At 65.2% G+C, this 24501-nt stretch carries 25 protein-coding genes, 1 tRNA gene, 1 other RNA gene and 1 pseudogene; 19 read left to right on the plus strand and 9 right to left on the minus strand.

Annotated elements, in window-relative coordinates; all coding sequences use genetic code 11:
• Positions 1–18 precede the first annotated feature (18 nt).
• The 4 genes and pseudogenes from QFZ46_RS17205 to QFZ46_RS17220 all read left to right on the plus strand — a co-directional run bounded on the left by QFZ46_RS17205 (position 19) and on the right by QFZ46_RS17220 (position 3396).
• Positions 19–543 (plus strand): dihydrofolate reductase family protein, encoded by a 525-nt coding sequence (locus QFZ46_RS17205; RefSeq protein ID WP_307363418.1) that lies wholly within the window; start codon positions 19–21, stop codon positions 541–543.
• A 27-nt stretch (positions 544–570) separates the two neighbouring features.
• Positions 571–1029, plus strand: a complete 459-nt coding sequence (locus QFZ46_RS17210) for a GNAT family acetyltransferase (RefSeq protein ID WP_307363419.1) — start codon at positions 571–573, stop codon at positions 1027–1029.
• A 30-nt stretch (positions 1030–1059) separates the two neighbouring features.
• The gene (gene dapF, locus QFZ46_RS17215; RefSeq protein WP_307363420.1) at positions 1060–1932 is read left to right on the plus strand and encodes a diaminopimelate epimerase; all 873 of its coding nucleotides are present in this window, start codon (positions 1060–1062) and stop codon (positions 1930–1932) included.
• Between the two features lie 80 nt (positions 1933–2012).
• Positions 2013–3396: pseudogene (locus QFZ46_RS17220) on the plus strand (LLM class flavin-dependent oxidoreductase).
• A gap of 30 nt (positions 3397–3426) precedes the next feature.
• Here the strand turns inward: QFZ46_RS17220 and QFZ46_RS17225 are convergent.
• A complete protein-coding gene (locus QFZ46_RS17225) occupies positions 3427–4068 on the minus strand; it encodes a class I SAM-dependent methyltransferase (RefSeq protein ID WP_307363421.1) in 642 nt (213 codons plus the stop codon).
• Between the two features lie 59 nt (positions 4069–4127).
• On the opposite strand from QFZ46_RS17225, the gene hflX reads away from it, so the two are divergent.
• A complete protein-coding gene (hflX, locus tag QFZ46_RS17230) occupies positions 4128–5633 on the plus strand; it encodes a GTPase HflX (RefSeq protein ID WP_307363422.1) in 1506 nt (501 codons plus the stop codon).
• Positions 5634–5671: 38 nt separating this feature from the next.
• Here hflX and QFZ46_RS17235 read toward each other — a convergent pair whose 3' ends face one another.
• Positions 5672–6331, minus strand: coding sequence for an SIMPL domain-containing protein (locus tag QFZ46_RS17235; protein ID WP_307363423.1), 660 nt, complete (start codon positions 6329–6331; stop codon positions 5672–5674).
• A gap of 151 nt (positions 6332–6482) precedes the next feature.
• On the opposite strand from QFZ46_RS17235, the gene ssrA reads away from it, so the two are divergent.
• Positions 6483–6850: a transfer-messenger RNA gene (gene ssrA / locus QFZ46_RS17240) on the plus strand.
• Positions 6851–6944: 94 nt separating this feature from the next.
• Positions 6945–7355, plus strand: a complete 411-nt coding sequence (gene arr / locus QFZ46_RS17245; protein ID WP_307363424.1) for an NAD(+)--rifampin ADP-ribosyltransferase — start codon at positions 6945–6947, stop codon at positions 7353–7355.
• A 37-nt stretch (positions 7356–7392) separates the two neighbouring features.
• Here the strand turns inward: arr and QFZ46_RS17250 are convergent, their stop codons facing one another.
• Positions 7393–7965 (minus strand): hypothetical protein, encoded by a 573-nt coding sequence (locus tag QFZ46_RS17250; protein WP_307363425.1) that lies wholly within the window; start codon positions 7963–7965, stop codon positions 7393–7395.
• Positions 7966–7978: 13 nt separating this feature from the next.
• Positions 7979–8788 carry an inositol monophosphatase family protein gene (locus QFZ46_RS17255; RefSeq protein WP_307363426.1) on the minus strand — a complete coding sequence of 270 codons (810 nt, stop codon included), beginning with the start codon at positions 8786–8788 and terminating at the stop codon, positions 7979–7981.
• A gap of 103 nt (positions 8789–8891) precedes the next feature.
• Between QFZ46_RS17255 and QFZ46_RS17260 the strand changes: the two genes are divergently transcribed.
• Together QFZ46_RS17260 and QFZ46_RS17265 are read left to right on the plus strand one after the other, a co-directional pair.
• Positions 8892–8964, plus strand: a tRNA-Lys gene (locus QFZ46_RS17260).
• A gap of 135 nt (positions 8965–9099) precedes the next feature.
• Positions 9100–9501 carry a hypothetical protein gene (locus QFZ46_RS17265; RefSeq protein WP_307363427.1) on the plus strand — a complete coding sequence of 134 codons (402 nt, stop codon included), beginning with the start codon at positions 9100–9102 and terminating at the stop codon, positions 9499–9501.
• Here QFZ46_RS17265 and QFZ46_RS17270 read toward each other — a convergent pair.
• From QFZ46_RS17270 to QFZ46_RS17285, 4 genes are read right to left on the minus strand one after another with little or no spacing between them, the layout of a single operon-like run.
• Positions 9488–9991 (minus strand): YbaK/EbsC family protein, encoded by a 504-nt coding sequence (locus QFZ46_RS17270; RefSeq protein ID WP_307363428.1) that lies wholly within the window; start codon positions 9989–9991, stop codon positions 9488–9490. The genes QFZ46_RS17265 and QFZ46_RS17270 overlap by 14 nt on opposite strands.
• A gap of 37 nt (positions 9992–10028) precedes the next feature.
• On the minus strand, positions 10029–11261 hold the full coding sequence (locus tag QFZ46_RS17275) for an MFS transporter (protein ID WP_307363429.1): 1233 nt from the start codon (positions 11259–11261) through the stop codon (positions 10029–10031).
• Positions 11258–11701 carry a MarR family winged helix-turn-helix transcriptional regulator gene (locus tag QFZ46_RS17280; protein ID WP_307363430.1) on the minus strand — a complete coding sequence of 148 codons (444 nt, stop codon included), beginning with the start codon at positions 11699–11701 and terminating at the stop codon, positions 11258–11260. The genes QFZ46_RS17275 and QFZ46_RS17280 overlap by 4 nt, the downstream gene beginning before the upstream one ends.
• 53 nt (positions 11702–11754) lie before the next feature.
• Positions 11755–12540, minus strand: coding sequence for an IclR family transcriptional regulator (locus QFZ46_RS17285; protein WP_307363431.1), 786 nt, complete (start codon positions 12538–12540; stop codon positions 11755–11757).
• Between the two features lie 104 nt (positions 12541–12644).
• On the opposite strand from QFZ46_RS17285, the gene QFZ46_RS17290 reads away from it, so the two are divergent.
• The 3 genes from QFZ46_RS17290 to QFZ46_RS17300 are packed head-to-tail and all read left to right on the plus strand — an operon-like array spanning position 12645 to position 15293.
• Positions 12645–13463: a CoA transferase subunit A gene (locus QFZ46_RS17290; RefSeq protein WP_307363432.1), complete on the plus strand. Its 819-nt coding sequence runs from the start codon at positions 12645–12647 to the stop codon at positions 13461–13463.
• Between the two features lies 1 nt (position 13464).
• Complete coding sequence (locus QFZ46_RS17295; RefSeq protein WP_307363433.1) at positions 13465–14118, plus strand: 3-oxoacid CoA-transferase subunit B; 654 nt, start codon at positions 13465–13467, stop codon at positions 14116–14118.
• A complete protein-coding gene (locus tag QFZ46_RS17300) occupies positions 14115–15293 on the plus strand; it encodes an acetyl-CoA C-acetyltransferase (protein WP_307363434.1) in 1179 nt (392 codons plus the stop codon). The genes QFZ46_RS17295 and QFZ46_RS17300 overlap by 4 nt, the downstream gene beginning before the upstream one ends.
• A gap of 26 nt (positions 15294–15319) precedes the next feature.
• Here QFZ46_RS17300 and QFZ46_RS17305 read toward each other — a convergent pair whose 3' ends face one another.
• The gene (locus QFZ46_RS17305; protein ID WP_307363435.1) at positions 15320–15601 is read right to left on the minus strand and encodes a hypothetical protein; all 282 of its coding nucleotides are present in this window, start codon (positions 15599–15601) and stop codon (positions 15320–15322) included.
• Between the two features lie 133 nt (positions 15602–15734).
• Between QFZ46_RS17305 and QFZ46_RS17310 the strand changes: the two genes are divergently transcribed.
• From QFZ46_RS17310 to ilvC, 7 genes are read left to right on the plus strand one after another with little or no spacing between them, the layout of a single operon-like run.
• Positions 15735–16970: an MFS transporter gene (locus tag QFZ46_RS17310; RefSeq protein WP_307363436.1), complete on the plus strand. Its 1236-nt coding sequence runs from the start codon at positions 15735–15737 to the stop codon at positions 16968–16970.
• A 36-nt stretch (positions 16971–17006) separates the two neighbouring features.
• Positions 17007–18419 carry an alpha,alpha-trehalose-phosphate synthase (UDP-forming) gene (locus tag QFZ46_RS17315; protein ID WP_307363437.1) on the plus strand — a complete coding sequence of 471 codons (1413 nt, stop codon included), beginning with the start codon at positions 17007–17009 and terminating at the stop codon, positions 18417–18419.
• A 39-nt stretch (positions 18420–18458) separates the two neighbouring features.
• Complete coding sequence (gene otsB, locus QFZ46_RS17320; RefSeq protein WP_307363438.1) at positions 18459–19256, plus strand: trehalose-phosphatase; 798 nt, start codon at positions 18459–18461, stop codon at positions 19254–19256.
• Positions 19257–19265: 9 nt separating this feature from the next.
• A complete protein-coding gene (gene ilvD / locus QFZ46_RS17325) occupies positions 19266–20987 on the plus strand; it encodes a dihydroxy-acid dehydratase (RefSeq protein ID WP_307363439.1) in 1722 nt (573 codons plus the stop codon).
• A gap of 48 nt (positions 20988–21035) precedes the next feature.
• The gene (locus tag QFZ46_RS17330) at positions 21036–22838 is read left to right on the plus strand and encodes an acetolactate synthase large subunit (RefSeq protein ID WP_307363440.1); all 1803 of its coding nucleotides are present in this window, start codon (positions 21036–21038) and stop codon (positions 22836–22838) included.
• A gap of 3 nt (positions 22839–22841) precedes the next feature.
• Positions 22842–23351, plus strand: a complete 510-nt coding sequence (gene ilvN / locus QFZ46_RS17335; RefSeq protein WP_307363441.1) for an acetolactate synthase small subunit — start codon at positions 22842–22844, stop codon at positions 23349–23351.
• 44 nt (positions 23352–23395) lie between these two features.
• The gene (gene ilvC, locus QFZ46_RS17340; protein ID WP_307363442.1) at positions 23396–24424 is read left to right on the plus strand and encodes a ketol-acid reductoisomerase; all 1029 of its coding nucleotides are present in this window, start codon (positions 23396–23398) and stop codon (positions 24422–24424) included.
• Positions 24425–24501: the final 77 nt, after the last annotated feature.

A 24501-nucleotide genomic window follows, 5' to 3' on the forward strand; every position in this document is an offset into this window, starting at 1 on the left:
CCGTGGGAACATTCTGAAATGGCAACGCACTACTACACGGCATCGAGTCTCGACGGGTTCATCGCGACGACAGAGCACTCGCTCGACTGGCTCCTGAAACAGGACATCGATCTCGAAGGACCGATGGCGTACCCAGGGTTCATCGAGGGGATCGGCGCCCTGGCAATGGGCGCTTCCACCTATGAATGGCTCCGGCGTAACGAAGACGAGTGGGGCTACACGAAGCCGACCTGGGTGTTCACTCACCGGGAGCTTCCGATTCCCTCCGGCGCGCATGTGACGTTGACCGCCGATCCGATTGCCGACGTGCACTCCGCCATGACCGCTGCTGCGGGCGGCGAAGACCTCTGGGTCGTGGGTGGTGGCGATCTTGCCGGGCAGTTCGCAGAGGCGGGACTCCTCGATGAGGTGTGGGTGCAGTACGCTCCGGTCACGCTCGGCGCTGGCGCGCCGTTGCTGCCACGCGGACTCGAACTCGAACTGCTCGAGGTGGCGCGAAACCGCAACTTCATGTGCGGCCGGTACCGCGTGATTCGCGAGTGACCGATCGATTTCGCTAGCCTCGGACGAATGAGGACGAGCGGGACGACCTGGACGGTTCGAGCATTCGAGCGGCACGACGCGGATGCCGTCGTCTCGTTGTGGCACGAGGCCGGGCTCACTCGCCCATGGAACGATCCGCACGAGGACATAGAGCGCAAGCTGCGCGTGCAGCCGGAGCTCTTCCTCGTCGCCGAGATGCCTTCCGCCGACGACATGAACAGGCTCGTCGGCACGGTCATGGCAGGCTACGACGGACATCGGGGATGGCTGTACTATCTCGCAACGTCGCCCGACCTGCGCGGCGCGGGTATCGGGCGCGCTCTTGTCAGCGAAGCGGAACGCCGTCTCACGGAGATGGGCTGCCCGAAGGTGCAATTGATGGTGAGACGCGGCAATGAAGCCGTGCTCGACTTCTACGATCAGCTCGGTTACGAGCGATTCGACGTGGCGAACACCGGTAAGCGCCTCATTTCTGACGTGCGCTAGAAGGTCGCGGATCGTCTCTAGACTGTTCACATGGTCGCATTCACCAAGGGTCACGGCACCGGCAACGACTTCGTCATCATCGCTGACCCCGATGGTGAGCTGGACCTCACCGCCGCCCAGGTCGCCGTGCTCTGCGACCGGCATTTCGGCATAGGTGCAGATGGAATCCTTCGTGTCGTGCGCTCCGCTGCGCTCCCGGAGGGCGCGCAATCGCTCGCTGAGGAACCCGCCGCCGAGTGGTTCATGGACTATCGCAATGCGGACGGTTCGGTCGCCGAGATGTGCGGCAACGGCATCCGTGTCTTCGCGCACTACCTGGTGGGGGCCGGTCTGGCGGTCATCGAGCCCGGCACGACCCTCCCGATCGGTACGCGTGCCGGCGTGCGGGACGTGACGAGCAGCGGCACCGGGTATCAGGTCGATCTCGGGCGCTGGCGGTTGTCCGGAGATGACCCGCTCGCGAAAGCGCGCGGCCTCGACGTCGCACGCCCAGGGCTCGGCATCGATGTGGGCAACCCGCATGTCGTCGTCGCTCTGGCCTCGGACGAGGAACTCGCAGGCCTCGAACTCGAGTACATCCCCGAACTCGAGCCGCAGCTGCCTTCTGGAGCGAACGTGGAGTTCGTCGTGCCGGGGGAGCCGCTCGTGCGCGATGGCATCGGCCACGTCAAGATGCGCGTGTTCGAACGCGGGGTGGGGGAGACCCTCAGCTGTGGCACCGGTGTCGCCGCTGCTGCTCTTGCGGTGCGGTACTGGGCAGGCGATCGCGCCCCGGACAACTGGAGTGTCGAAGTTCCGGGCGGCACGCTCGGGGTGCGGATGTTCCCCGCTGAGGACGGAGAGCACGTCGCCCTGTCGGGGCCGGCGCAGCTCGTCTACAGCGGCACAGTAGATCTCGTCTGACCAGCGCGAACGGCGACGATTGAGTCGTCGCATGACAGCTGTGATGCGATCGGCGTGCGCCGTGGCTCACGATGGTTCGTATGAGCAAGCAGATCCGCTTCAATGCGTTCGACATGAACTGCGTGGCGCACCAGTCGTCGGGAATGTGGCGGCATCCGCTCGACCAGTCCGCACGGTACACCGAGATCGGTTACTGGACGGATCTGGCGAGACTCCTCGAGCGCGGGCATTTCGACGGACTGTTCATCGCCGACGTGCTCGGCACCTATGACGTCTACGGCGACTCGAATGAGGCTGCCATCCGTCACGGAGCGCAGGTGCCGGTCAACGACCCCATTCTGCTCGTCAGCGCGATGGCCGCTGTCACCGAGCATCTCGGCTTCGGTGTGACCGCCGGCACAGCCTACGAGCATCCGTACCCGTTCGCGCGGCGAATGTCGACCCTTGACCACCTCACAGGTGGGCGGGTGGGCTGGAACGTCGTCACGGGATACCTGCCATCTGCGGCCCGCAACATGGGGCACGACGACCAGCTCGAGCACGATCAGCGCTACGACGTCGCCGACGAGTACCTCGAAGTCACCTACAAGCTGTGGGAGGGCTCATGGGAGGACGACGCGGTGGTCCGCGACCGTGAATCCGGAGTCTTCACCGAACCCGTCCAAGGTCCACGAGATCGGTCATCGGGGCGAACACTTCACGGTGCCGGGCATCCACATCTCGGAACCGTCGCCGCAGCGCACGCCTGTCATCTATCAGGCAGGAGCATCCTCCCGCGGCATAGAGTTCGCTGCGGGCAACGCCGAGGCGATCTTCGTCGCGGCGCCCACGAAGACGGTGCTCAAGGGAGTCGTTTCACGTATCCGCGATGCACTGGAGAAGGCGGGGCGCGACCGCTACTCCGCAAAGATCTACACGCTCCTGACCATCATCACCGATGAGACGAGTGAGAAGGCGAACGCCAAGCACGAGGACTATCTGCAGTACGCCAGCGATGAGGGCGCGCTCGTGTTCATGTCGGGATGGATGGGCATCGACCTGTCGCAATACGATCTGGACGAGCCGATCGGCAATGTCAAGAGCAACGCGATCCAGTCGACCGTGGCGAACTTCCAGCAGGCAGGTGACGACGGCAAGGAGTGGAAGGTCCGCGATATCGCGAAACTGGGCAACATCGGCGGGCTGGGACCGCGGGTGGTCGGCTCGGCCGCCGAGGTCGCCGATTTTCTCCAGGAATGGGTCGAGGACACCGATGTGGACGGTTTCAACCTCGCGTATGCCATCACGCCAGGTACCTTCGAAGACATCGTCGAGTTCATCGTCCCCGAACTGCAGCGACGTGGTGTCTATCAGAGCGAGTACGCGCCCGGCACTCTGCGTCACAAGCTGCATGGCCGCGGCGACCGGCTTCCCGACGAGCACAAGGGCGCGACCTATCGTCTGCGCCGCAACGTCAAGGTGTGAGTGCGGGCGATCCTGTTCGGCGGCGTGAAGTCACGCCAGTGAGATCGGTTCCGTCGGCGGGCTGCCGTGCTTGCGCACCTTGAGTACGCGGTATCCCTTGCCCGTCGCGGTTCGGAAGACGCTGTAGCCGGGCTGGAAGGTCGCTCCGATCCACCGCTGAAGCGAATCGGCACCAAGGTTGCGCTGCACGACGAGCCAGGCATCGCTGCGCTCGTCGAGGCGGGGAATCCATCGTTCCAGCATGTCGTGCAGCACGTTCTTGCCCACACGGATCGGCGGGTTGGAGCGGATCGTGCGGAATGAGACGTCGTCGGGAACATCGTCGGGCAGAACGGCGTTGACATTAGTGAGGCCGAGGGCACGGGCGTTTCGGCGCACGAGGTCCAATGCGCGTTCGTTGACATCGACCGCCCACACGGTGGCATGCGGGGAAGTGAGCGCCATGGTGATGCTGATCGGGCCCCAGCCGCTTCCGAGGTCGAGGAAATTCCCGCTCGGTGGCAGCGGAGGCATGTTGGCGAAGAGAACTGCGGTGCCGGCATCCAGGCGGTCAGGACTGAAAACGCCACCAGCGGTGGTCAATTCGAGTTCACGACCTGCGAGCGTCACACGAATGGTTCGCAGGTTCTCCGCACTTGCCGGGGCCGCAGTGAAGTAATGATCAGACCCCATACGGTGAGCGTACCGGAGAGCCGGGTTAAGGTTAAGGCGTCGAACACAGAAGGCAGAGGATGACGAAAGCCACAGACGAGACACACACGGACGACACGCTGGATCGCGTGCTGGCGAGCGCAGAGACGCGCACCAGGGCCCGTGTGTTCGGTGCAGCCCAGGCGCTGCAGGACTCCACGACCGCCGCGTATTCCGATCGCGACGGCGATCAGTGGGATCTGGAGGACCGCCATGCGCTGCGTCGCGTGGCCGGTCTGTCGACTGAACTCGAAGATGTCACAGAGGTCGAGTATCGGCAGTTGCGGCTTGAGAATGTCGTGCTCGTCGGTGTGTACCCGCAGGGTGCGCAGACCGAAGCCGAGAACTCGCTCCGCGAACTCGCGGCGCTGGCCGAGACCGCGGGCGCTGTCGTGCTCGATGGCGTCATGCAGCGTCGTCCGCACCCCGACCCGGCGACCTATATCGGTCGAGGCAAGGCGCAGGAGCTGAAGGACCTCGTCGCCGCGACCGGCGCAGACACCGTGATCGCAGACACCGAGCTCGCCCCCAGCCAGCGGCGCGCTCTGGAAGATGTCGTGAAGGTCAAGGTGATCGACCGCACCACGGTGATCCTCGACATCTTCAGCCAGCACGCCAAGAGCCGTGAGGGCAAGGCACAGGTCGAGCTTGCGCAGATGGAATACCTGCTCCCGCGTCTGCGAGGCTGGGGTGATTCGATGAGCCGTCAGGCCGGTGGCCAGGTCGGTGCAGGCGGTGCCGGTATGGGCTCGCGTGGACCTGGTGAGACGAAGATCGAGTTGGATCGACGTCGCATCCGCACCAAGATGGCACTGCTGCGTCGGCAGATCCGTGAATTCGGTCCGGCTCGCGAAGCCAAGCGTGCCGAGCGCAAGCGCAACACGATTCCATCGGTGGCGATCACCGGGTACACGAACGCCGGCAAGTCGAGTCTCCTCAACGCACTGACCAGCGCAGGGGTGCTGGTCGAGAATGCGCTGTTCGCGACTCTGGATGCCACGGTGCGCCGCACCGAGACGTCTGATGGCCGCGTGTACACGTTCACAGACACCGTCGGCTTCGTACGCAACCTGCCGCATCAGCTCGTAGAGGCGTTCCGCTCGACCCTGGAAGAGGTCGGCGAATCCGACATCGTCCTGCACGTCGTGGACGGATCGCACCCCGATCCCGCAGGACAGCTGCAGACCGTTCGCGATGTGATCGGCGACGTCGGTGCGCGCGACCTTCCCGAGATCGTCGTGTTCAACAAGGCCGATCTCATCGCTGACGACGATCGACTCGTACTGCAGGGCCTCGAGCCGCGTGCGCACTTCGTATCGTCACGGTCCGGTGAAGGCATCGAAGAATTGCGCGCCGCGATCGACGAGGCGCTGCCGAAGCCCGCTGTCGAGGTGCATGCACTCGTGCCCTATGACCGTGGTGACCTCGTCGCGGCGATCCACGAGACGGGGATGCTGTTGTCGGCAGAACACGGCGAGAAGGGGACGGATGTCCGTGCCCACGTGTCGGAGCGGCTGGCGGCAGAACTGGCGCCGTTCGCGGTCTGAGGCTTCGCCTCGCCGTCCTGCGGCTGGCAGTCGACGACTCAGTGCGCGTTGAAGCGCGCCTCGACCGTCGCCGACACGACGATCTCATCGGGTTCGTACTCCATCGCCGGTGCGGACTCGGCGAAGATTGCGTCTCGTGACTTCAACATGTGCGGGGCTGCCGGCGTTTGGCCCTGAGAGATGAGACCGACATCGGCGATCTCGAGGGGTGTGACGTCGGTGAGGCCCAGCGCGGCAGCGTATGCCTCCGCGCGCGCGACGGCGACGCTCACAGCTGAGGAGGCGACGTCGCGTTCGACGCGAGCACGGGTCTCCGGGGTGAGGTGCCAATTCACCCAGCCGACCTCGACGCCGTCCCAGGCGGAGATGTCCGACACCCAGATGGAGAGCTCGGATGGATCCGTGAACGTGGCGCTGAAGTCGATGCTCGAGCGGTAGACGAGGGCCAGACGCTTGCCCTCGTTGCTCCAGGGGCGGTCGGCGCTCACGGCGATGCGTTTACTGCTCCACTCGGCCACGGTGCCGGCATCCTTGCGCTGAGTGATGCTGGCGCGAAGTGGCTCGGAGAGACGCATGACCTGGTCGACGACCGAAGTGCGCTCCGGTCCTTCGGTGCGCACGGTGACGCGGATCGTGGCGCGCTCCGGAGTGACACGTGACTCGTTTTCGCCGCGGACGGTGATGGTGACATCGCTCATGTGAGCGACTCTACGCCAGCGCCGCCGTCGCCAGGCCGGCGCCGGAATAGCGCGGGGACCGGATCCGTTGTATTCTGTGATGCTCGGGTGTTTCGACATCCGAGCTGATAAATCCACAGAGTGACAGTGGTTCCTTCGAAAGAAGACACACGGGGCTGATCGGTTTCGACAGTGCTTGTGAATTCACGTGAAGCGGGCCGAGGATGCAGGGTTATCTCGTGAACGCTCCCTGCAAAAATATAGTTGCCGAAACAAAGCGCAACGACTTCGCCCTCGCTGCATAAGCGAGCTCGAGTCCGTCAGGCCGTATGTGATTCCGATACGGATCCTGGCGTCATCTAGGAATCTTGCTGTGTGATGGCGTCTGGACGTCACACGGGACTCTTCCCAGGCTGGGCTTGTCGACTCAGGTGTCTGTGACAAAGGTCGGAGCCGAGTAGAACGTCTGCACAGACTGCGCCCGGAGAAGCCGTGGATACTCAGCGTTGGACGGGGGTTCGATTCCCCCCAGCTCCACCGTGCCGCTGTCACTGAGAAGCCCCGCGATCCCGTTCACTCGGAATCGCGGGGCTTCTCTGTTTCATGCTGACGGGGCTCTGCGTATGCTGTGCTCGTGAGCGAAGCGCTGGATGACGGACCGTTCTATCACGGTACGAAGGCCGACGTTCGTGTAGGTGATCTCCTGACGGCGGGTTTCCGATCGAACTATCGGCCAGAGATCGTGATGAACCACATCTACTTCACCGCACTGCCCGATGGCGCCGGCCTCGCCGCAGAGCTCGCTGCCGGTGATGGCGATCCACGCGTCTATGTCGTGGAGCCGACGGGCGCGTTCGAGAACGACCCGAACGTCACGGACAAGAAGTTCCCAGGCAACCCCACCCGTTCGTACCGCAGCGCTGCTCCGCTCAAGGTCGTCGGCGAGGTCACGGATTGGACGCGGCTGACGCCGGACGCTCTGCAGAACTGGCGAGACAGGCTCGCTGCGATTCGCGCCGACGAACGAGGCGAGATCATCAACTGAAGCATGTGCTGACGCGTTCGCGGGGCGTCGCGTCAGATCATTCGAACTCGACCAGCACAAGGCCCCTTCGCGTATCGGCGACCGTCACCCAGCCGTCACCGAACTCGTAGGTCATGCCGAAGCCTTCTTCGTCGACAGCGAAGGCGGTGTCAGGGTTCTCGGTGATGTACACGTGCCCATCCGAATCCGCGCGCTGCCAGCCCGCGGAGAGGAGCTTCTGCTGTGCGGTGTTCGATGCCGCCTGATCCATCGGCGCCCATCCGAAGACCTGTACATGGTCGGACGCCACCGTGTAGTCGCCCCAGACGCACTGGATACCGCCTTCGACCACATCCTCTCCGAGTCTGAACTGATGCTCACGATGAGTCCAGCCGTGGTCGCTCAGCGCCGTTACTGTGCTGGGCGCGATGATCGTCTCGCAGGTGGGAGCCGCCTGAGGCGTCTCTTCGGGCTCCGGCGTCTCCGAGACCGATGGCTCAGGAGCCGGGGTCGCGGTCTCCGTCGGGGGCGGAGTCGGAGTAGGTGTGGGCTCCGGTGCAGCGGTGCACGCAGACAGGGTCAGCGCGATCGTCACGGCGGCGAGCGTGGCCAGGGGAATGCGGCGGGTCATCTTTGCTTTCGGATCAGGACGTCGGGATCGTGTGGGTGAGTTCGATGAAGGCACCGTGCAGAAGTCCGTTACTGGCGAGCACCGACCGATCGGAGATCGTCTCGACGCCGTCGAATGAAGTGAAAGTCCCGCCCGCCTCGCGCACGATCGGCACTGCTGCAGCGATGTCGTACTCCTTCACGTCGAACTCCGCGACCATCTCCAGTCGCCCTTCTGCAAGCAGCATGTAGGAGTACACGTCGCCGTAGGCACGGTCTCGCCAGACCCGATCGGCAACGCGCAGCAGCGCGGGTAGATGCCCGGCGTCCGCCCACTGGGTGATGCTCTGGAAGCTCACGGCCGCGTCGTCCAGCGACGACACAGCCGACGTCTCGAGGCGCCGTGGAGCGGCATCCGTCGCCGTCCAAGCGCCGCCGCCGGTCGACGCCCACCAGCGCCGGCCCAGTGCAGGCATGCTGACGACGCCCACCTGCGGCACCCCGTCGACCGCCAGTGAGATCATCGTGCCCCAGAGTGGAACCCCACGCATGAAATTCGCCGTACCGTCGATGGGGTCGATGATCCACTGACGGTGGGTGTCTCCTTCGGTGCCGAACTCCTCGCCGAGGATTCCGTCGTCAGGCCGTTCTGCGGCAAGAAGCGCACGGATCGCGCGCTCCGTCGCGAGATCCGCGTCCGTCACATGGGTGCGATCCGCCTTCGTCGAGACCTTCAGATCGCTCGCATCGAAGCGCGGAAGAGACTGTGCATCGGCGTCGTCTGCCAGCCGGAGCGCGAGCTCGAGGTCGCTCGTGAAATCTGTGGCTGCGGGGGAGTCGGTCACCCCTTCAGGATAGTCGTCAGCCGCTGTCGACGAGTCCGTGCTCGATTTCACATGACGCCCCACAACTGGTAATGTAATTCCTCGGCCGGGGAAACCGGGCCACGCACCTCTAGCTCAATCGGCAGAGCAATTGACTCTTAATCAATGGGTTCAGGGTTCAAGTCCCTGGGGGTGCACGGATCAGCCTCGTAGACTCTCGCCAGTCTTCGAGGCTTTTCTGCTTTTCAGAGGTAGTAGGGAGACTTCGTATCGTGTGTGCTTCCCTGGCCCCGAAATTCCCAATCGCTAGGCTGTGCGGCGAGGGGGCAAGCATGAGACGACTTCATACGCCGGCGGTGTCATTCGCGATCGGGATGACAGCGCTCGGCCTGACTGGCTGCGCAGCTTCGACGACCGTCGACCATACGGCAGAGCAGGTGACGATCTCCTCCGGTGAGACGCTGATCGTCGATTTCGGCACGATCAACACTTCGGTGGGCGACGAATGGGTCATCATCACAGACCCCGATCCTGCAGTGCTGGGCCCGGGGGAAGGCGAGTTCGACTATCTGGACGACGAGGGCAGCGTCGGTGGCCCGAGTTCGTTCAGCTACAGTTTCTCCGCCGTCGGGAACGGCACGACGGTGATCGAATTCGAGTACCGGTTCCGAGGCACGGTTCCCGACGATCCCGACGACCAAGGATCGGCAAAGATCGAGGTCACGGTCGAATGAATGCGCTCACCGCGCGACGGCGATGACTTCGCCTCCGGTGACCGCGCGTAGGATCTCGAACGTGAGCGGCATGACCGTGTGCGGGTGGACCGGCCGCAGCCCAGATCTCTTCGTGGGCTGCCAGCGTCTTATCGATGAAGGTCCGAAGCGGCGCAGGGTGGCCGACGGGCGCTACGCCGCCGATCGCCTGACCGGTGGCCGCTCGAACGACGGATGCCGGTGCCATCGCCACTTCCTCGGCGCCGATTCTCTCGCGCAGCACTTCGAAGTCGACGCGGTGCCCACCACTCGTCATTACGAGGACGGGAGCACCATCTGCGACGAGCACCAAGCTGTTGGCGATGGCGGCGACATCGCAACCGATCGCGGCGGCGGCAGCAGCGGCTGTGCGTGCGGAATCCGGGAGCACACGAATAGCCGCATTCACCCCTGCGGCCTCGAGATGCTGCGTGACGATGATGCTGCGCGCGGGAAGGGACGTCTCAGGCATGGGCCAACGGTACCGAATTCGCCGCGCAGGATGCGGATCAGCCGGCGTCGCCGACCGTGATCGCCTCAGCATCCTCGATCACAGCATCCGACGGCTCATCGTCGATGTGGGCGAGAATCTTGCGACCGAGGAAGATGGTCAGGGTCGCCACCAGTACGGATGCCGCGGCGAACAGGTAGGGCACGGTCGAGTTGAACGCGTGCCACAGCAGCGCGGCGACAGGCGGGGCGATCGCGCCGCCGATGAAGCGCACGGCAGAGTATGCCGAAGAGGCGACCGAGCGCGGCAGGTCGGTGGCCTCCATCACGGCTTCGGTGAGCACGGTGTTCATGACACCGAGCAGCAGTCCGCCGACGATGATGCAGGTGACGAGTGCGGGGGCGATCTCGGCCACGAAACCCGCGATGATCAGGTCGAGTGCGAGCAGCGGCAGCACCGTCATGATGACCGTCGTGCGGCGCATCCGCCGCATCATCCACGGGGCGACCCAGACGCTTGTGATCGCCAGCGCGACGCCCCAGCCGAAGAACGTGAAGCCGATCCCCATCGCGCCGAATCCGAGCGGAAACGGAGAGAACGCCAGCAGCACGAAGAAGCCGATGTTGTAGAACAGCGCGGTGATGGCGAGGATCGCCAGAGCCGGTCGCCTCAGTGCTTTGAACGGTGCGGAGAACGGCACGGGCGCGCGCTTCTCCTTTGGTCCTCGCAACAGCGTGAGGATCGCGATGAAAGCGATGGCCATGAGCGTGACGACGCCGAAGAACGGGCCGCGCCAACTGACTTCGCCCAGCAGTCCGCCGAGGAGCGGACCGATCGCGATGCCCAGGCCGAGGGCGGCTTCGTACAGCACGATGGCCGCACCGCTTCCACCGGTGGCCGATCCCACGATGGTCGCAAGTGCGGTGGAGATGAACAGGGCGTTGCCCAGCCCCCACCCGGCGCGGAAGCCGATGATCGCATCCACGCTGCCGCTCAACGCGCATGCCAGCGCGAAGGCGACGATGAGTGCGAGTCCGATCATCAGCGTCGCCTTCGCGCCGATGCGGCTCGAGATCCAGCTGGTGAACAGCATCCCGATGCCGGTCACCAGCAGGTAGCTCGTGAAGAGGAGTTCGGTCTGGGTCGGGCTCGCCTGCAGCGAGTCGGCGATCGCGGGCAGGATCGGGTCGACGAGTCCGATGCCCATGAAGGCGACGACACTGGCGAATGCCACGGCCCAGACCTGGGCGGGCTGCTTCCAGATGGATGCGGTCGGGGTGGTGCCGTTCACTCGGTGGCTCCTGTCGATGGCAGATGTTCGTTGCTGTGGGCGGCGAGGATCTCGGCCGCGCGGGTGAGTGTCGCCCAATCGACGACATCCAGATCGTCGAAGTGAGGCGCGAGCGTGACGCGGAACTCTTCGCGCCACGTCCGGAGGGAGGCGAGTCCGTCGTCCGTGATGTGCACGACCGTCGCTCGAGAGTCATCTGCGTCGGGGGAGCGCGTCACGAGTCCAGCTCGATCGAGATCACCGAGCAGGCGGGTCATCCCGGGCTGCGTCGTGCGCGCGGCCGCGGCGAGAGCGCCGACACGCAGACCGCTTTCGCGTTCGAGGAGGCTGAGTACTCGCCATTGGGCTGAGGGTGCCTCGTTCTGTGCCTGCTGTGCCGCGATGCGGGCAAGCGCGTGTGCGGAGAGCACGATCGAGGGAATGATCTCATCGCGATTCATACCAACAAGTATATACCAGTTGGTATGCAAGGCGTCGCCGGGCGCGGAAGTCCTCAGCGCCGGGCGCTTGCGATACGCGACGAGAGCTGGTGAGCGTGCGCCAGCAGGATGCGCCCGAGGTGCGCGATGCGGTCGGGGCCGAATCGGAACTCCACGCCCGTGAGGCTCAGTGCCCACTCCGGGCGTCCGGCGCGATCGAAGACGGCGGCCCCCATTCCCCAGCTGCCTTCGACTATGAGCCCCGGGTTGATCGCGTAGCCGCGCTCCTTGGTGTCGGCGAGTCTGGAACGCAGCGGCTTCACCGCGTGCGTTCGACCCCAGCGCTCGCCGAGCTCCGGATGCCGATCCAAGTAAGCATCCACATCGTGGTCAGGCAGAAAGGACAGGATCGCGAGCCCAGCGCTCGCGACGCCGAGTGGGAATCGCACTCCTTCGCTGAGCACGAAGGAACGGATCGGAAACGAGCCCTCTTCTCGCAGCAGGCATACGGTCTCATCTGCGCGGCGCACCGACAGGAACGCGCTCTCCTCGGTCTTCACAGCGAGCGAGCGCACGATGTCGCGCGCAAGCGCGGTGATGTCGTATCGGGCCGCAGCCACAGATCCCATGAGGAAGAGCTCTGGTCCCGGCATCCACTTCGCCGTCTCATCATCGCGATCGACCAGCCCCTCCGCGCGCAGCGCGCTGAGAAGACGATGAGCGGTGGATCGTGACAGATCGGCGGACTGCGCGAGTTCGTTCAGGTTCGCGCCGTGTTCGCCGCTCGCCGTCACGAGCCGCAGCAGGCTCGCAGCGCGCGCGACGGCCTGCGCTCCGGGGACTGTGCGAGAGGTGTTCATAATGTGGACGCTATCGAGACAAACGCCCACATCGCAAGATCCCGCTTCGATTCCGCTCGGGACAGGCGGATGCTGGAAGAAGACCTCACACGAAGGAGTGCTGCGTGATCGACAAGCAATGGGCATCAGCGGTGGAAGCCGTCGCAGACATCCAGGACGGTGCATCTCTTGCGGTCGGAGGGTTCGGCCTCTCCGGCAACCCGATCGCCCTCATCGAGGCGCTGCTAGCGCAGGGCACGACCGACCTCAGTATCGTCAGCAACAACTGCGGCGTCGACGATTGGGGTCTCGGAGTGCTGTTGAACGCGCAGCGCATCCGCAAGATGACGTCGTCCTACGTCGGCGAGAACAAGGAGTTCGAGCGCCAGTTCCTCTCCGGTGAGCTCGAACTCGAACTCACACCGCAGGGCACACTCGCCGAGAAACTGCGCGCCGGCGGGTCTGGCGTCGCGGCGTTCTTCACCCAGACGGGCGTGGGCACCCAAGTCGCCGAGGGCGGACTGCCGCGACGATACAACGCGGACGGTTCCATCGCTGTGGCGTCTCCTGCGAAAGATGTGCGCGTGTTCGAGGTGAACGGCACTCCCAAGGAGTTCGTCCTCGAAGAAGCCATCACGACCGACTTCGCCCTCGTGCATGCGATCGCCGGCGATCGGCATGGCAACCTGGTCTTCAACAAGGTCGCACGAAACTTCAACCCTCTCGCAGCCATGGCGGGTCGGGTGTGCATCGCCCAGGTCGAGCAGTTGGTCGAACCTGGTGAGATCGACCCCGATCGTGTGCACCTCCCCGGCGTGTTCGTGCACCGCGTCGTTGAAGTGGGAACCGGCATCGAGAAGCGCATCGAGCGCCGCACCGTCACCGCGAGCAGTGCTTCCACGAGCAGTGTCGCGACGACCGGCAGCGGACAGGAAGGATCCTGACATGGCACTCACCCGCGAGCAGATGGCCGCGCGAGCCGCCGCCGAACTCACAGACGGCTCGTACGTGAACCTCGGCATCGGCCTGCCCACCCTCGTTCCCAACTACGTGCCGGACGGCGTCACCGTCGTACTGCAGTCCGAGAACGGCATCCTCGGCGTCGGTCCCTATCCGACCGAGGAGAACGTCGATCCCGACCTGATCAACGCCGGCAAGGAAACAGTCACGACGTTGCCTGGAACGGCATTCTTCGACTCCGCGACGAGTTTCGGCATGATCCGAGCCGGAAAGATCGATGCCGCGATCCTCGGAGCCATGCAGGTCTCCGCCACGGGCGATCTCGCGAACTGGATGATCCCCGGGAAGATGGTCAAGGGCCCCGGCGGTGCGATGGATCTCGTCCACGGCGCGGGTCGCCTCATCATCCTGATGGAGCATGTCGCGAAGGACGGCTCGGCGAAGATCGTCAACGAGTGCTCGCTGCCGTTGACCGGCAGGGGAGTGGCGCATCGGATCATCACCGACCTCGCAGTGATCGACGTCACGGACGCCGGGCTCGTCCTGGTCGAGACGGCGCCCGGGGTGAGCGTGCAGGAGGTCGTCGATGCCACCGAGCCCCCATTGATCATCTCGGACGACCTCAAGGAGCACTCATGACCGACATCGTCATCGTCGCAGCGGCCCGTACCCCGCAGGGGCGGCTCAAGGGGCAGCTGGCATCGTTCACTGCGCCGCAGCTCGGAGCGTTCGCGATCAAGGGCGCACTGGCTCAGGCCGCGATAGACCCATCGGCGATCGACGCCGTGATCGTCGGACAGGTGCTCGCCGCCGGCTCCGGTCAGAATGCCGCGCGCCAGGCCGCCATCGGCGCCGGCATCGGGTGGGACGTTCCTGCGCACTCGGTCAACAAGGTCTGCCTGTCTGGACTGACGGCCATCATCGACGCCGCGCGCATGATCCGCACCGGCGATGCCACGACCGTCGTGGCTGCGGGCATGGAGTCGATGACGCGCGCGCCGCACATGCTCATGGGCTCACGCGACGGCTGGACGTACGGCAGCGTCGAGGTGCTCGACCACATGGCCTTCGACGGGCTGACCGACGCCTACGACAAGGAGAGCATGGGCGCGTCGACCGAGCGTCACAACGAGCGCTATGAGCTCACGCGCGAGGCGCAGGACGCCGTCGCTGCTGCCTCGCATCAGCGTGCGGCCGCGGCAACCGACGCTGGGGTGTTCGACGCAGAGATCGTGCACGTCGAGGTTCCGCAGCGCAAGGGCGATCCGATCCTCGTGACGAAGGACGAGGGCATCCGGCCGGACACCACCGTCGAGACGCTCGGAAAGCTGCGGGCGGCGTTCGCCGAGGGAGGCTCGATCACCGCCGGCAACTCCTCGCAGATCTCCGATGGCGCTTCGGCCGTCGTCGTGACCACACGTGAGAACGCCGAGGCGCAGGGGTGGCCGGTGCTGGTGACCGTTGGCGCAAGCGGTCAGACAGCTGGGCCGGACAACTCGCTGCAGGCGCAGCCGGCTCGTGCGATCGAGCGCGCACTCGAGAAGCAGGGCCTCACCGCGGCCGATCTCGATCTCGTGGAGATCAACGAGGCATTCGGCGCCGTGGTCGCGCGCTCCACGACCGAGCTGGGGATATCCGACGAGGTCGTGAACATCCACGGCGGCGGTATCGCCATCGGGCATCCGATCGGGGCGTCCGGCAACCGGCTCGTCGTGCATATGGCCCACGAACTCGCACGCCGTGGCACCGGCACTGCTGCTGTCGGTCTGTGCGGCGGCGGCGGCCAGGGCGAGGCACTGATCCTCACACGCTGATCACGCGTGTTCCGGAACGTGGAGGGTCAGCGCTTCTGAGCGGCCTTCAGCTGCTTCTCGAGCTGCTTGGATTCCTTCTTCATCCGCTTCGACTGCACTTTGGCCAGCGGTGAGTCAGTCGCGACCTCGATACCGCGTTCGTCGCGGTGCATATCGATCGCGGCACCGATCGCAAGGGCGAGGCTGATGCCCCAGCTCAGCCACGCGAGCACCGCACGCCAGGTGATCGGCGTCTCACGCGTGCCGCGGATCAAAGAAATGCCGGTGGAGATCGCTCCGAATAGTCCAGTGCTGAAGACGTAGCGCATACCTTCAACCTACCCGCAGAAGCGTAGAATGGAGTAGGCGCTTCGGCGCCAGAAGCTGTGTATCTACCGGCCGCCGGCACTCCGACGGACAGCGGCGGCACCGGATCCCCGCGTCCTCTGGCGCGTGAGAGTCATGACCAAGACACACATCGTCAGCCGGACGAACCTGCTCCGCGAAGCCGGTCTGGCGTACTTCATCGTCGCGTTCATCGCACGATTGCCCTTCGCGATGATGGTCGTCGGCGTCCTCACCGTCGCGGTCTCAGCACGAGGATCGCTGTCGCTCGGTGGGCTCACATCCGCAGCGGTCGGACTCGGCACGGCGTGCTTCGGGCCACTGCTCGGCGCGGCGGCCGACCGCTTCGGGCAGCGCGTCGTGCTGTTGACCCTCGCGATCGCCAACGCGACGACGCTCGTCGTCTTCACCGTCGTCGTCTACGGGGTCGCCGCTGATCCGTTCGTGCTGCTGGCGGCATTCGGCATCGGCGCCACCGCACCGCAGGTCGCCCCGATGTCGCGATCCCGTCTGGTCGCGATCATCGATGAGCGGATGCCGGAATCCGTTCGCGCCCGCACGCTCTCGGGAACCATGGCCTACGAGTCCGCCGCGGATGAGACCGTGTTCGTGTTCGGCCCGTTCCTCGTCGGGGTGCTTGCTTCCCTGATCGCGCCATGGGCGCCACTCGTCATCGCCGCAGCGCTCACGGTGCTCTTCGTCGGTGCATTCGCACTCCACCCCAGCGGCAGCCACATCTCCCGTGACCGTGATGCGGATGGGCGCGCGACGTCGAGAGCGGCCGAACTATTCCGAGCGGATCTGCTCGTCGTCGTCATCGGCATCCTCGGCGTCGGGATCTTCTTCGGCACGATGCTCACCTCATTGACCTCGTTCATGGCCGACCGCGGAGCACCGGAACAGGCGGGATTGCTCTACGGCGTCATGGGCGTGGGATCGGCGATTCTCGCGCTCGGCGTGGCCTGGTTGCCACCCCGGTTCTCCTTGCGTGCGCGCTGGCTGGTGTTCTCCGGAACACTCCTGCTCGGCTCGTTGCTGCTCGGCTTCGTCGACACGACGATCGGCATGACGGCGGCGTTGGCGATCATGGGCGTCGGCATCGGCCCGACGCTCGTGACCCAGTACAGTTTCGGTGCGGCGCGCAGCCCGCGCGGCCGATCCGCCACGGTCATGACGATGCTGGGTTCCGGCGTGATCCTCGGACAGTCGCTCGGCGCTGCTGTGACGGGCGAGGTCGCCGAGTCGATCGGCACGTCAGGGGCGCTGATGCTGCCGGTGATCGCCGCGGCGATCACCTTCGCCACGGGCATCCTGAACTGGTTCCTCAGCCATGGGCGGCCTCGCAGTCGATAGCCTGGGGGAAACTGACCGCCGACGTGAGGAGTCCCCATGACCACCGCAGATTTCGTCGTCGTCGCGAACCGCCTTCCTGTCGACCGTGTGGTGAGCGCCGACGGTGAGGAGACGTGGCGAACGTCACCCGGTGGTCTCGTGGCGGCGCTCGAGCCCGTCATGAAGCAGGTCGACGGAGCATGGGTGGGATGGGCGGGGCAAGCGGATCTCGAACTCGAACCGTTCACCGCGAACGATATCCGGCTGATCCCGATCAAGTTGAGTGCTCAGGAGGTCGCCGAGTACTACGAAGGCTTCGCCAACGACACGATCTGGCCGCTTTATCACGATGTCATCGCACCGCCGCAGTTCCATCGCGAGTGGTGGGACGCATACGTCTCCGTCAACCGGCGGTTCGCCGAGGCTGCGGCTGCGGCGGTCGCGGAGGACGGCACGGTGTGGGTGCACGACTACCAGCTGCAGCTCGTGCCTGAGATGGTGCGCGCGCTCCGCCCCGACGTCACGATCGGCTACTTCCATCACATCCCGTTCCCCATGCATGGCCTGTATGCCCAGCTCCCATGGCGTGACCAGGTACTGCGGGGGCTGCTCGGCGCCGATGTGGTCGGATTCCAGCGCGTTCAGGACGCGACGTACTTCCTGGCTGCGGTGCGTCGGCGACTGAAGTACGAGGTGAAATCCACGACGGTCGCGGTGCCTGGTGAGAATGGCGACCGCACTGTCATCTCGAAGGCGTTCCCGATCTCGATCGATACTGCGCCGTATCTCGAGCTCGCTGCCAGGCCAGAGGTCCAGGCGCGCGCGCTCGAGATCCGCGAGAGCCTGGGAAATCCGAAGCGCATTCTGCTCGGTGTCGACCGCCTCGACTACACCAAGGGCATCCGGCATCGGATCAAGGCCTACGGCGAGCTTCTCGCTGCGGGGCGGTTGAACGTCGAGGAGGTCACCCTCATCCAGGTGGCGAGTCCGAGCCGCGAGCGCGTGGATGCGTACATCAACCTGCGTGACGAGATCGAACTCGCCGTCAGCCGGATCAACGGCGATACCGACACCATGGAGCACACGGCGATCCGCTACCTGCACCAGGGCTATCCCCGCGAAGAGATGGTCGCCCTCTATCTCGCGGCCGATGTGATGCTGGTCACCGCCCTCCGCGACGGTATGAATCTCGTCGCCAAGGAGTATGTCGCGTCGCGCACGGACAATCGTGGTGTGCTCGTGCTGAGCGAATTCACCGGTGCTGCGGATGAACTGCGGCAGGCCGTTCGGGTCAACCCGCACGACATCGAGGATCTGAAGGACGCGATCATGACGGCGGTCGAGATGACGCCAGGGGAGCAGGGCAAGCGGATGCGTTCGCTGCGCCGCCGCGTTCTCGAGCATGACGTCCTCGCATGGTCGACCTCGTTCCTGGAGGCGCTGTCCGCCGCCCGTTCCTCGCGACCGTGAGAAGCTGGTCGGGACCCGATCCCGACGAGGAGGCACGCTGTGACCCGCACCTGGAATCCTGGATCCGCTGACGACGCATTGAAGGCCATCGCCGCTACTGAGCGTCTGGTCGTCGCATTGGATTTCGACGGCACCGCTTCACCCCTCATCGCGGAGCCGATGGCCGCGCGGGCCCTGCCGGAGGTGAAGACGCAGCTCGACCGTCTCGCCGCGCTTCCCGACACGTTCATCGCCTACGTGTCCGGTCGCAGCATGCACGACTTGCAGGAGATCACAGAGCACACGGCAGACTCGCTCGTCGCTCTCGCCGGATCTCACGGTGCGCAGTACTGGTTCCCCGGGGTCGGGGACGCGGACGCGCCCGGGGTCGAGACCGAAGAAGGCGCGCGAGAGGCGCTCTGGGCTGCCGCGCAGCCGATCGTGGATCGCTACGAGAACGTCCGGCTCGAGCCCAAGACCTTCGGGATGGGTATCCACACCCGGCAGGCGACGCCGGAGGTCGAGGCCGCTGCCTTCGCTGAGATCGATGCGCTGGTCGCCGAGCGCTTCCCGCACTGGCGTCGCCGGGCGGGGCACCGCGTGCTGGAGTTCTCCTCGCGAGCCGAGGGCAAAGATGCTGCCATGAGCGCCCTGCGCGAGCACTTCGATGCCACCGGCATCCTGTTCGCCGGCGACGATGTCACCGATGAGGACGCCATGCGCGCGCTGCAGCCCGGAGATCTCGGCGTGCGCGTCGGTCCGGGGGAGAGCGCCGCCGACCTGCGTGTGGAGAACCCACAACAGATGGCCGCGCTTCTGGAGGCACTCGTGGCCGAGCGCGCTGCCGGACGGGAATAGACTGCCGTCATGTCCCCGCAAGATCCTTCTTCTTCGAACGCGCCCATTGACATCAAGCCCCGCAGCCGCGTCGTCACCGACGGCATCGAGGCCACGACCTCGCGAGGAATGCTCCGTGCCGTCGGCATGGGTGACGCGGACTGGGATAAGCCCCAGATCGGCATCGCATCGAGCTGGAACGAGATCACGCCATGCAACCTGAGCCTTGACCGCCTGGCGCAGTCGGCGAAGGAAGGCGTGCACTCCGGTGGCGGCTACCCGCTGCAGTTCGGCACGATCTCGGTGTCGGACGGGATCTCGATGGGGCACGAGGGCATGCACTTCTCCCTCGTGTCGCGCGAGGTCATCGCAGACTCGGTCGAGACCGTCATCATGGCCGAGCGCCTCGACGGCACTGTGCTGCTGGCAGGCTGCGACAAGTCGATCCCCGGCATGCTCATGGCCAGCGCACGCCTCGGCCTCTCCAGCGTGTTCCTGTATGCGGGCTCGATCGCGCCGGGCTGGGTGAAGCTCTCGGACGGCACCGAGAAGGACATCACGATCATCGACTCGTTCGAAGGCGTAGGGGCCCACCGCGCCGGTCGGATGAGTGCAGAGGATCTCAAGCGAATCGAATGCGCATTCGCACCGGGCGAGGGCGCGTGCGGCGGCATGTACACCGCCAACACGATGGCATCGGTCGGTGAGGCCCTCGGGCTGAGCCTGCCCGGTTCGGCAGCCCCGCCGTCGGCAGACCGTCGCCGCGACTACTTCGCACACCGCTCCGGTGAGGCCGTCGTGAACCTGCTCCGCCAAGGCATCACGACCAAGGACATCCTGACGCCCGAGGCCTTCGAGAACGCCATCGCCCTTGCAATGGCACTCGGCGGCTCCACCAATGTCGTGCTGCACCTGCTCGCGATCGCCCGTGAGGCGCAGGTCGAGCTGAACCTGCACGACTTCAACCGCATCGGTGACAAGACGCCGCACATCGCCGACATGAAGCCGTTCGGCAAGTACGTCATGAACGACGTCGACCGTCAGGGCGGCATCCCCGTCATCATGAAGGCCATGCTCGACGAGGGCCTGCTGCACGGCGACGCGCTCACCGTCACGGGCAAGACGCTCGCCGAGAACCTCGCAGAGCTCGATCCGCAGCCGCTCGACGGCGAGGTCATCCATACCTTCGACAACCCGATCCATGCCTCAGGCGGCATCACGATCCTGCACGGTTCGCTCGCACCCGAGGGCGCCGTCGTGAAGTCGGCCGGGTTCGACGCCGATGTGTTCGAGGGGCCCGCCCGAGTGTTCGAGCGCGAGCGCGCAGCGATGGACGCACTCGCCGACGGCAAGATCAACGCGGGTGATGTGATCGTGATCCGTTACGAGGGCCCGAAGGGCGGACCCGGTATGCGCGAGATGCTCGCGATCACCGGTGCCATCAAGGGCGCCGGCCTCGGCAAAGATGTACTACTGTTGACTGACGGACGATTCTCAGGCGGCACAACCGGCCTGTGCATCGGCCACATAGCACCCGAAGCGGTGGACGCAGGTCCTATCGCCTTCGTGCGCGATGGTGATCTGATACGGGTCGATATCGCAGCTCGCACTCTTGACTTACTCGTCGATGAGGCAGAGCTCGCCTCCCGCCGCTCTGGCTGGGAGCCGCTTCCCCCGCGCTATACCCGTGGCGTTCTTGCCAAATACTCGCGACTCGTGCGTTCCGCTGCGGAAGGCGCGACGACCGGTTGATCCACGTCGGCCTCTCGCCGACGTCTTCTCAGATCATCAAGGAAAGACATGACTGCTGATTCTGTTTCGGCCGTTCCACGGCCGCCGTCCCCCAAATCCACTGCGCCCGAGATCACGGGTGCAGAGGCCGTGGTCCGTGCCCTCGGACTTCTCGGTGTGACCGATGTGTTCGGCATCCCCGGCGGGACGATCATGCCCGTGTACGACCCGCTGCTCGACGACGACACCGTCCGGCACATCCTCGTCCGACACGAACAGGGTGCCGGTCACGCGGCGGAGGGGTACGCGGCTGCGAGCGGCCGCACCGGCGTCGCGATCGCGACTTCGGGCCCCGGCGCGACCAACCTCGTGACGGCGATCGCCGATGCCTATATGGATTCGGTGCCGCTCGTCGCCATCACCGGGCAGGTATTCAGCCATCTGATGGGAACGGATGCGTTCCAGGAGGCCGACATCGTCGGCATCACCATGCCGGTCACGAAGCACTCGTTCCTCGTGAAGGAGCCCTCGGAGATCCCGGGTGCCCTCGCCGCGGCATTCGAGATCGCCTCGACGGGCCGTCCCGGTCCCGTGCTCGTTGACATCACCAAGGACGCGCAGCAGAAGTCGGCACCGTTCGTCTGGCCGCCCAAGGTCGACCTGCCCGGTTATCGTCCGGTGACCAAGGCGCACGGCAAGCAGATCCAAGCCGCTGCCGCCTTGCTCGCAGACGCGAAGAAGCCGGTGCTGTACGTCGGCGGTGGCGTGGTCCGCGGTCGTGCCGCTGCAGAGCTTCTGGCCCTCGCCGAGTCGACCAACGCACCGGTGGTGACGACGTTGATGGCACGTGGGGTGTTCCCCGACTCGCATCGGCAGCACCTCGGCATGCCGGGTATGCACGGCACGGTTCCGGCCGTGCTCGCCCTGCAGGAGTCCGATCTCATCGTGGCGCTCGGTGCACGATTCGATGACCGGGTCACGGGGAAGGCAGCAGACTTCGCCCCCAACGCGAAGGTCGTGCATGTCGACATCGACCCAGCGGAGATCTCGAAGATCCGCAACGCCGATGTGCCGATCGTCGGTGACGTGCGCGACGTGCTGATCGATCTGGATGCCGCCTTCCGCGGAGTCGTCGGCAGTACGAAGCCTGACATCGCCGAGTGGTGGTCGTATCTCGACGGGCTGCTTGAGGAGTTCCCGCTCGGTTACTCGCCGACAGAAGACGGCCTGCTCGCCCCGCAGCACGTGATCCAGCGGATCGGTGAGCTCACCGGCCCGGAGGGAATCTACGTCGCCGGCGTCGGGCAGCACCAGATGTGGGCCGCGCAGTTCATCAAGTACGAGCGACCCAACGCATGGTTGAACTCCGGTGGCGCCGGCACCATGGGCTACTCGGTTCCTGCTGCGATGGGCGCCAAAGTCGCAGAACCCGACCGGGTCGTATGGTCGATCGACGGCGACGGATGTTTCCAGATGACCAATCAGGAGCTCGCCACCTGCGCGATCAACAACATCCCGATCAAGGTCGCGATCATCAACAACTCCTCTCTGGGCATGGTGCGCCAGTGGCAGACCCTGTTCTACGACGGACGTCACTCGAACACCGACCTGAACACCGGGCACGGCACCGTCCGCATCCCCGACTTCGTCAAGCTCGCCGAGGCCTACGGCTGCCTCGCGATCCGGGTGGAGAAGGAAGAGGACGTGGATGCCGCGATCAAACTGGCGTTGGAGACCAACGACCGACCGGTCGTGATCGACTTCGTCGTCTCGGCGGACGCCATGGTGTGGCCGATGGTGCCGCAGGGCGTCAGCAACAGTTACGTCCAGTACGCGCGCGATCATGCGCCCACGTTCGATGAGGAGGTCTGAGCGATGTCGACCCACGTGCTGAGTCTCCTCGTCGAGGACACACCCGGTCTGTTGACCCGCGTCGCCGGGCTCTTCGCCCGTCGAGGCTTCAACATCGAATCCCTCGCCGTCGGCGTCACCGAGGTACCGGGCGTATCCCGGATCACGGTCGTCGTCGACGTCGACCAGTTGCCCCTTGAGCAGGTGACCAAGCAGCTGAACAAGCTGATCAACGTCATCAAGATCGTGGAACTCGATTTCGCGACCTCTGTGCAGCGCCACCATGTGCTGGTCAAAGTGCGCACAGACAACGCCACGCGCTCGAACGTGATCGAGATCGTGAACCTGTTCCGCGCGTCGGTCGTCGATTACGCATCCGATGCGCTGGTGATCGAGGTCACCGGCGACAAGGGCAAGATCGAGGCGATTCTGCGGGCCTTGGAGCCCTTCGGCATCAAGGAACTCTCGCAGTCCGGCCTTCTCGCGATCGGCCGAGGCGGCAAGAGCATCACCGAACGCGTCCTGCGCGGCTGACCACCCAGACCATAGAACCTCCAGAAGGAAAGAGAAACACCAACGTGAGTACTGAGATCTTCTACGACGCCGACGCCGATCTGTCCCTCATCCAGGCCAAGAAGGTCGCGATCGTCGGCTACGGCTCGCAGGGCCACGCCCACGCGCAGAACCTGCGCGACTCGGGTGTCGAGGTCGCTATCGCGCTGAAGGACGGCTCGAAGTCCGCAGCGAAGGCGGAGGAGGCGGGCTTCCCTGTCAAGTCCGTCGCGGATGCCACCACCTGGGCCGACCTCATCATGATCCTCGCGCCGGACCAGCACCAGCGCACGATCTACTCCGAGTCGATCGCTCCGAACCTCACCGAGGGCAAGACCCTCGCGTTCGCGCACGGCTTCAACATCCGTTTCGGGTACATCGACGCCCCAGAGGGCGTCGATGTCATCCTCGTCGCGCCGAAGGCGCCGGGACACACCGTTCGTCGCGAGTTCGTCGCCGGCCGAGGCATCCCGGACATCATCGCGGTCGAGAAGGACGCATCCGGCCAGGCCTGGGCGCTCGCGCTCTCTTACGCCAAGGCGATCGGCGGCACCCGCGCCGGCGTCATCAAGACGACCTTCACGGAAGAGACCGAGACCGACCTCTTCGGCGAGCAGGCCGTCCTCTGCGGTGGCGTCAGCCACCTCGTGCAGGCCGGCTTCGAGACCCTCACCGAAGCGGGCTACCAGCCGCAGATCGCCTACTTCGAGGTGCTGCACGAGCTCAAGCTCATCGTCGACCTGATGTGGGAGGGCGGCATCGCCAAGCAGCGCTGGTCGATCTCCGACACCGCCGAGTTCGGCGACTACGTCTCGGGCCCGCGCGTGATCGATGAGCGCGTCAAGGAGAGCATGCAGGGTGTGCTCGCCGACATCCAGTCCGGTGCATTCGCGAAGCGCTTCATCGATGACCAGGACAACGGCGCCGAAGAATTCCTCGCACTGCGCGCGAAGGAAGAACAGCACCCGATCGAGGTCACCGGCAAGGAGCTGCGTTCGCTCTTCGCATGGAAGCAGCAGGACGAGGACTACGTCGACGGCAGCGCTGCGCGCTGACCATTCGTCTCAAAGAACGGGCATCCCTCACGGGGTGCCCGTTCTGGGTTAACGGCCGACATAGCTGCGAGACATCG

Source organism: Microbacterium murale (assembly GCF_030815955.1).
Taxonomy (GTDB): Bacteria; Actinomycetota; Actinomycetes; order Actinomycetales; family Microbacteriaceae; genus Microbacterium; species Microbacterium murale_A.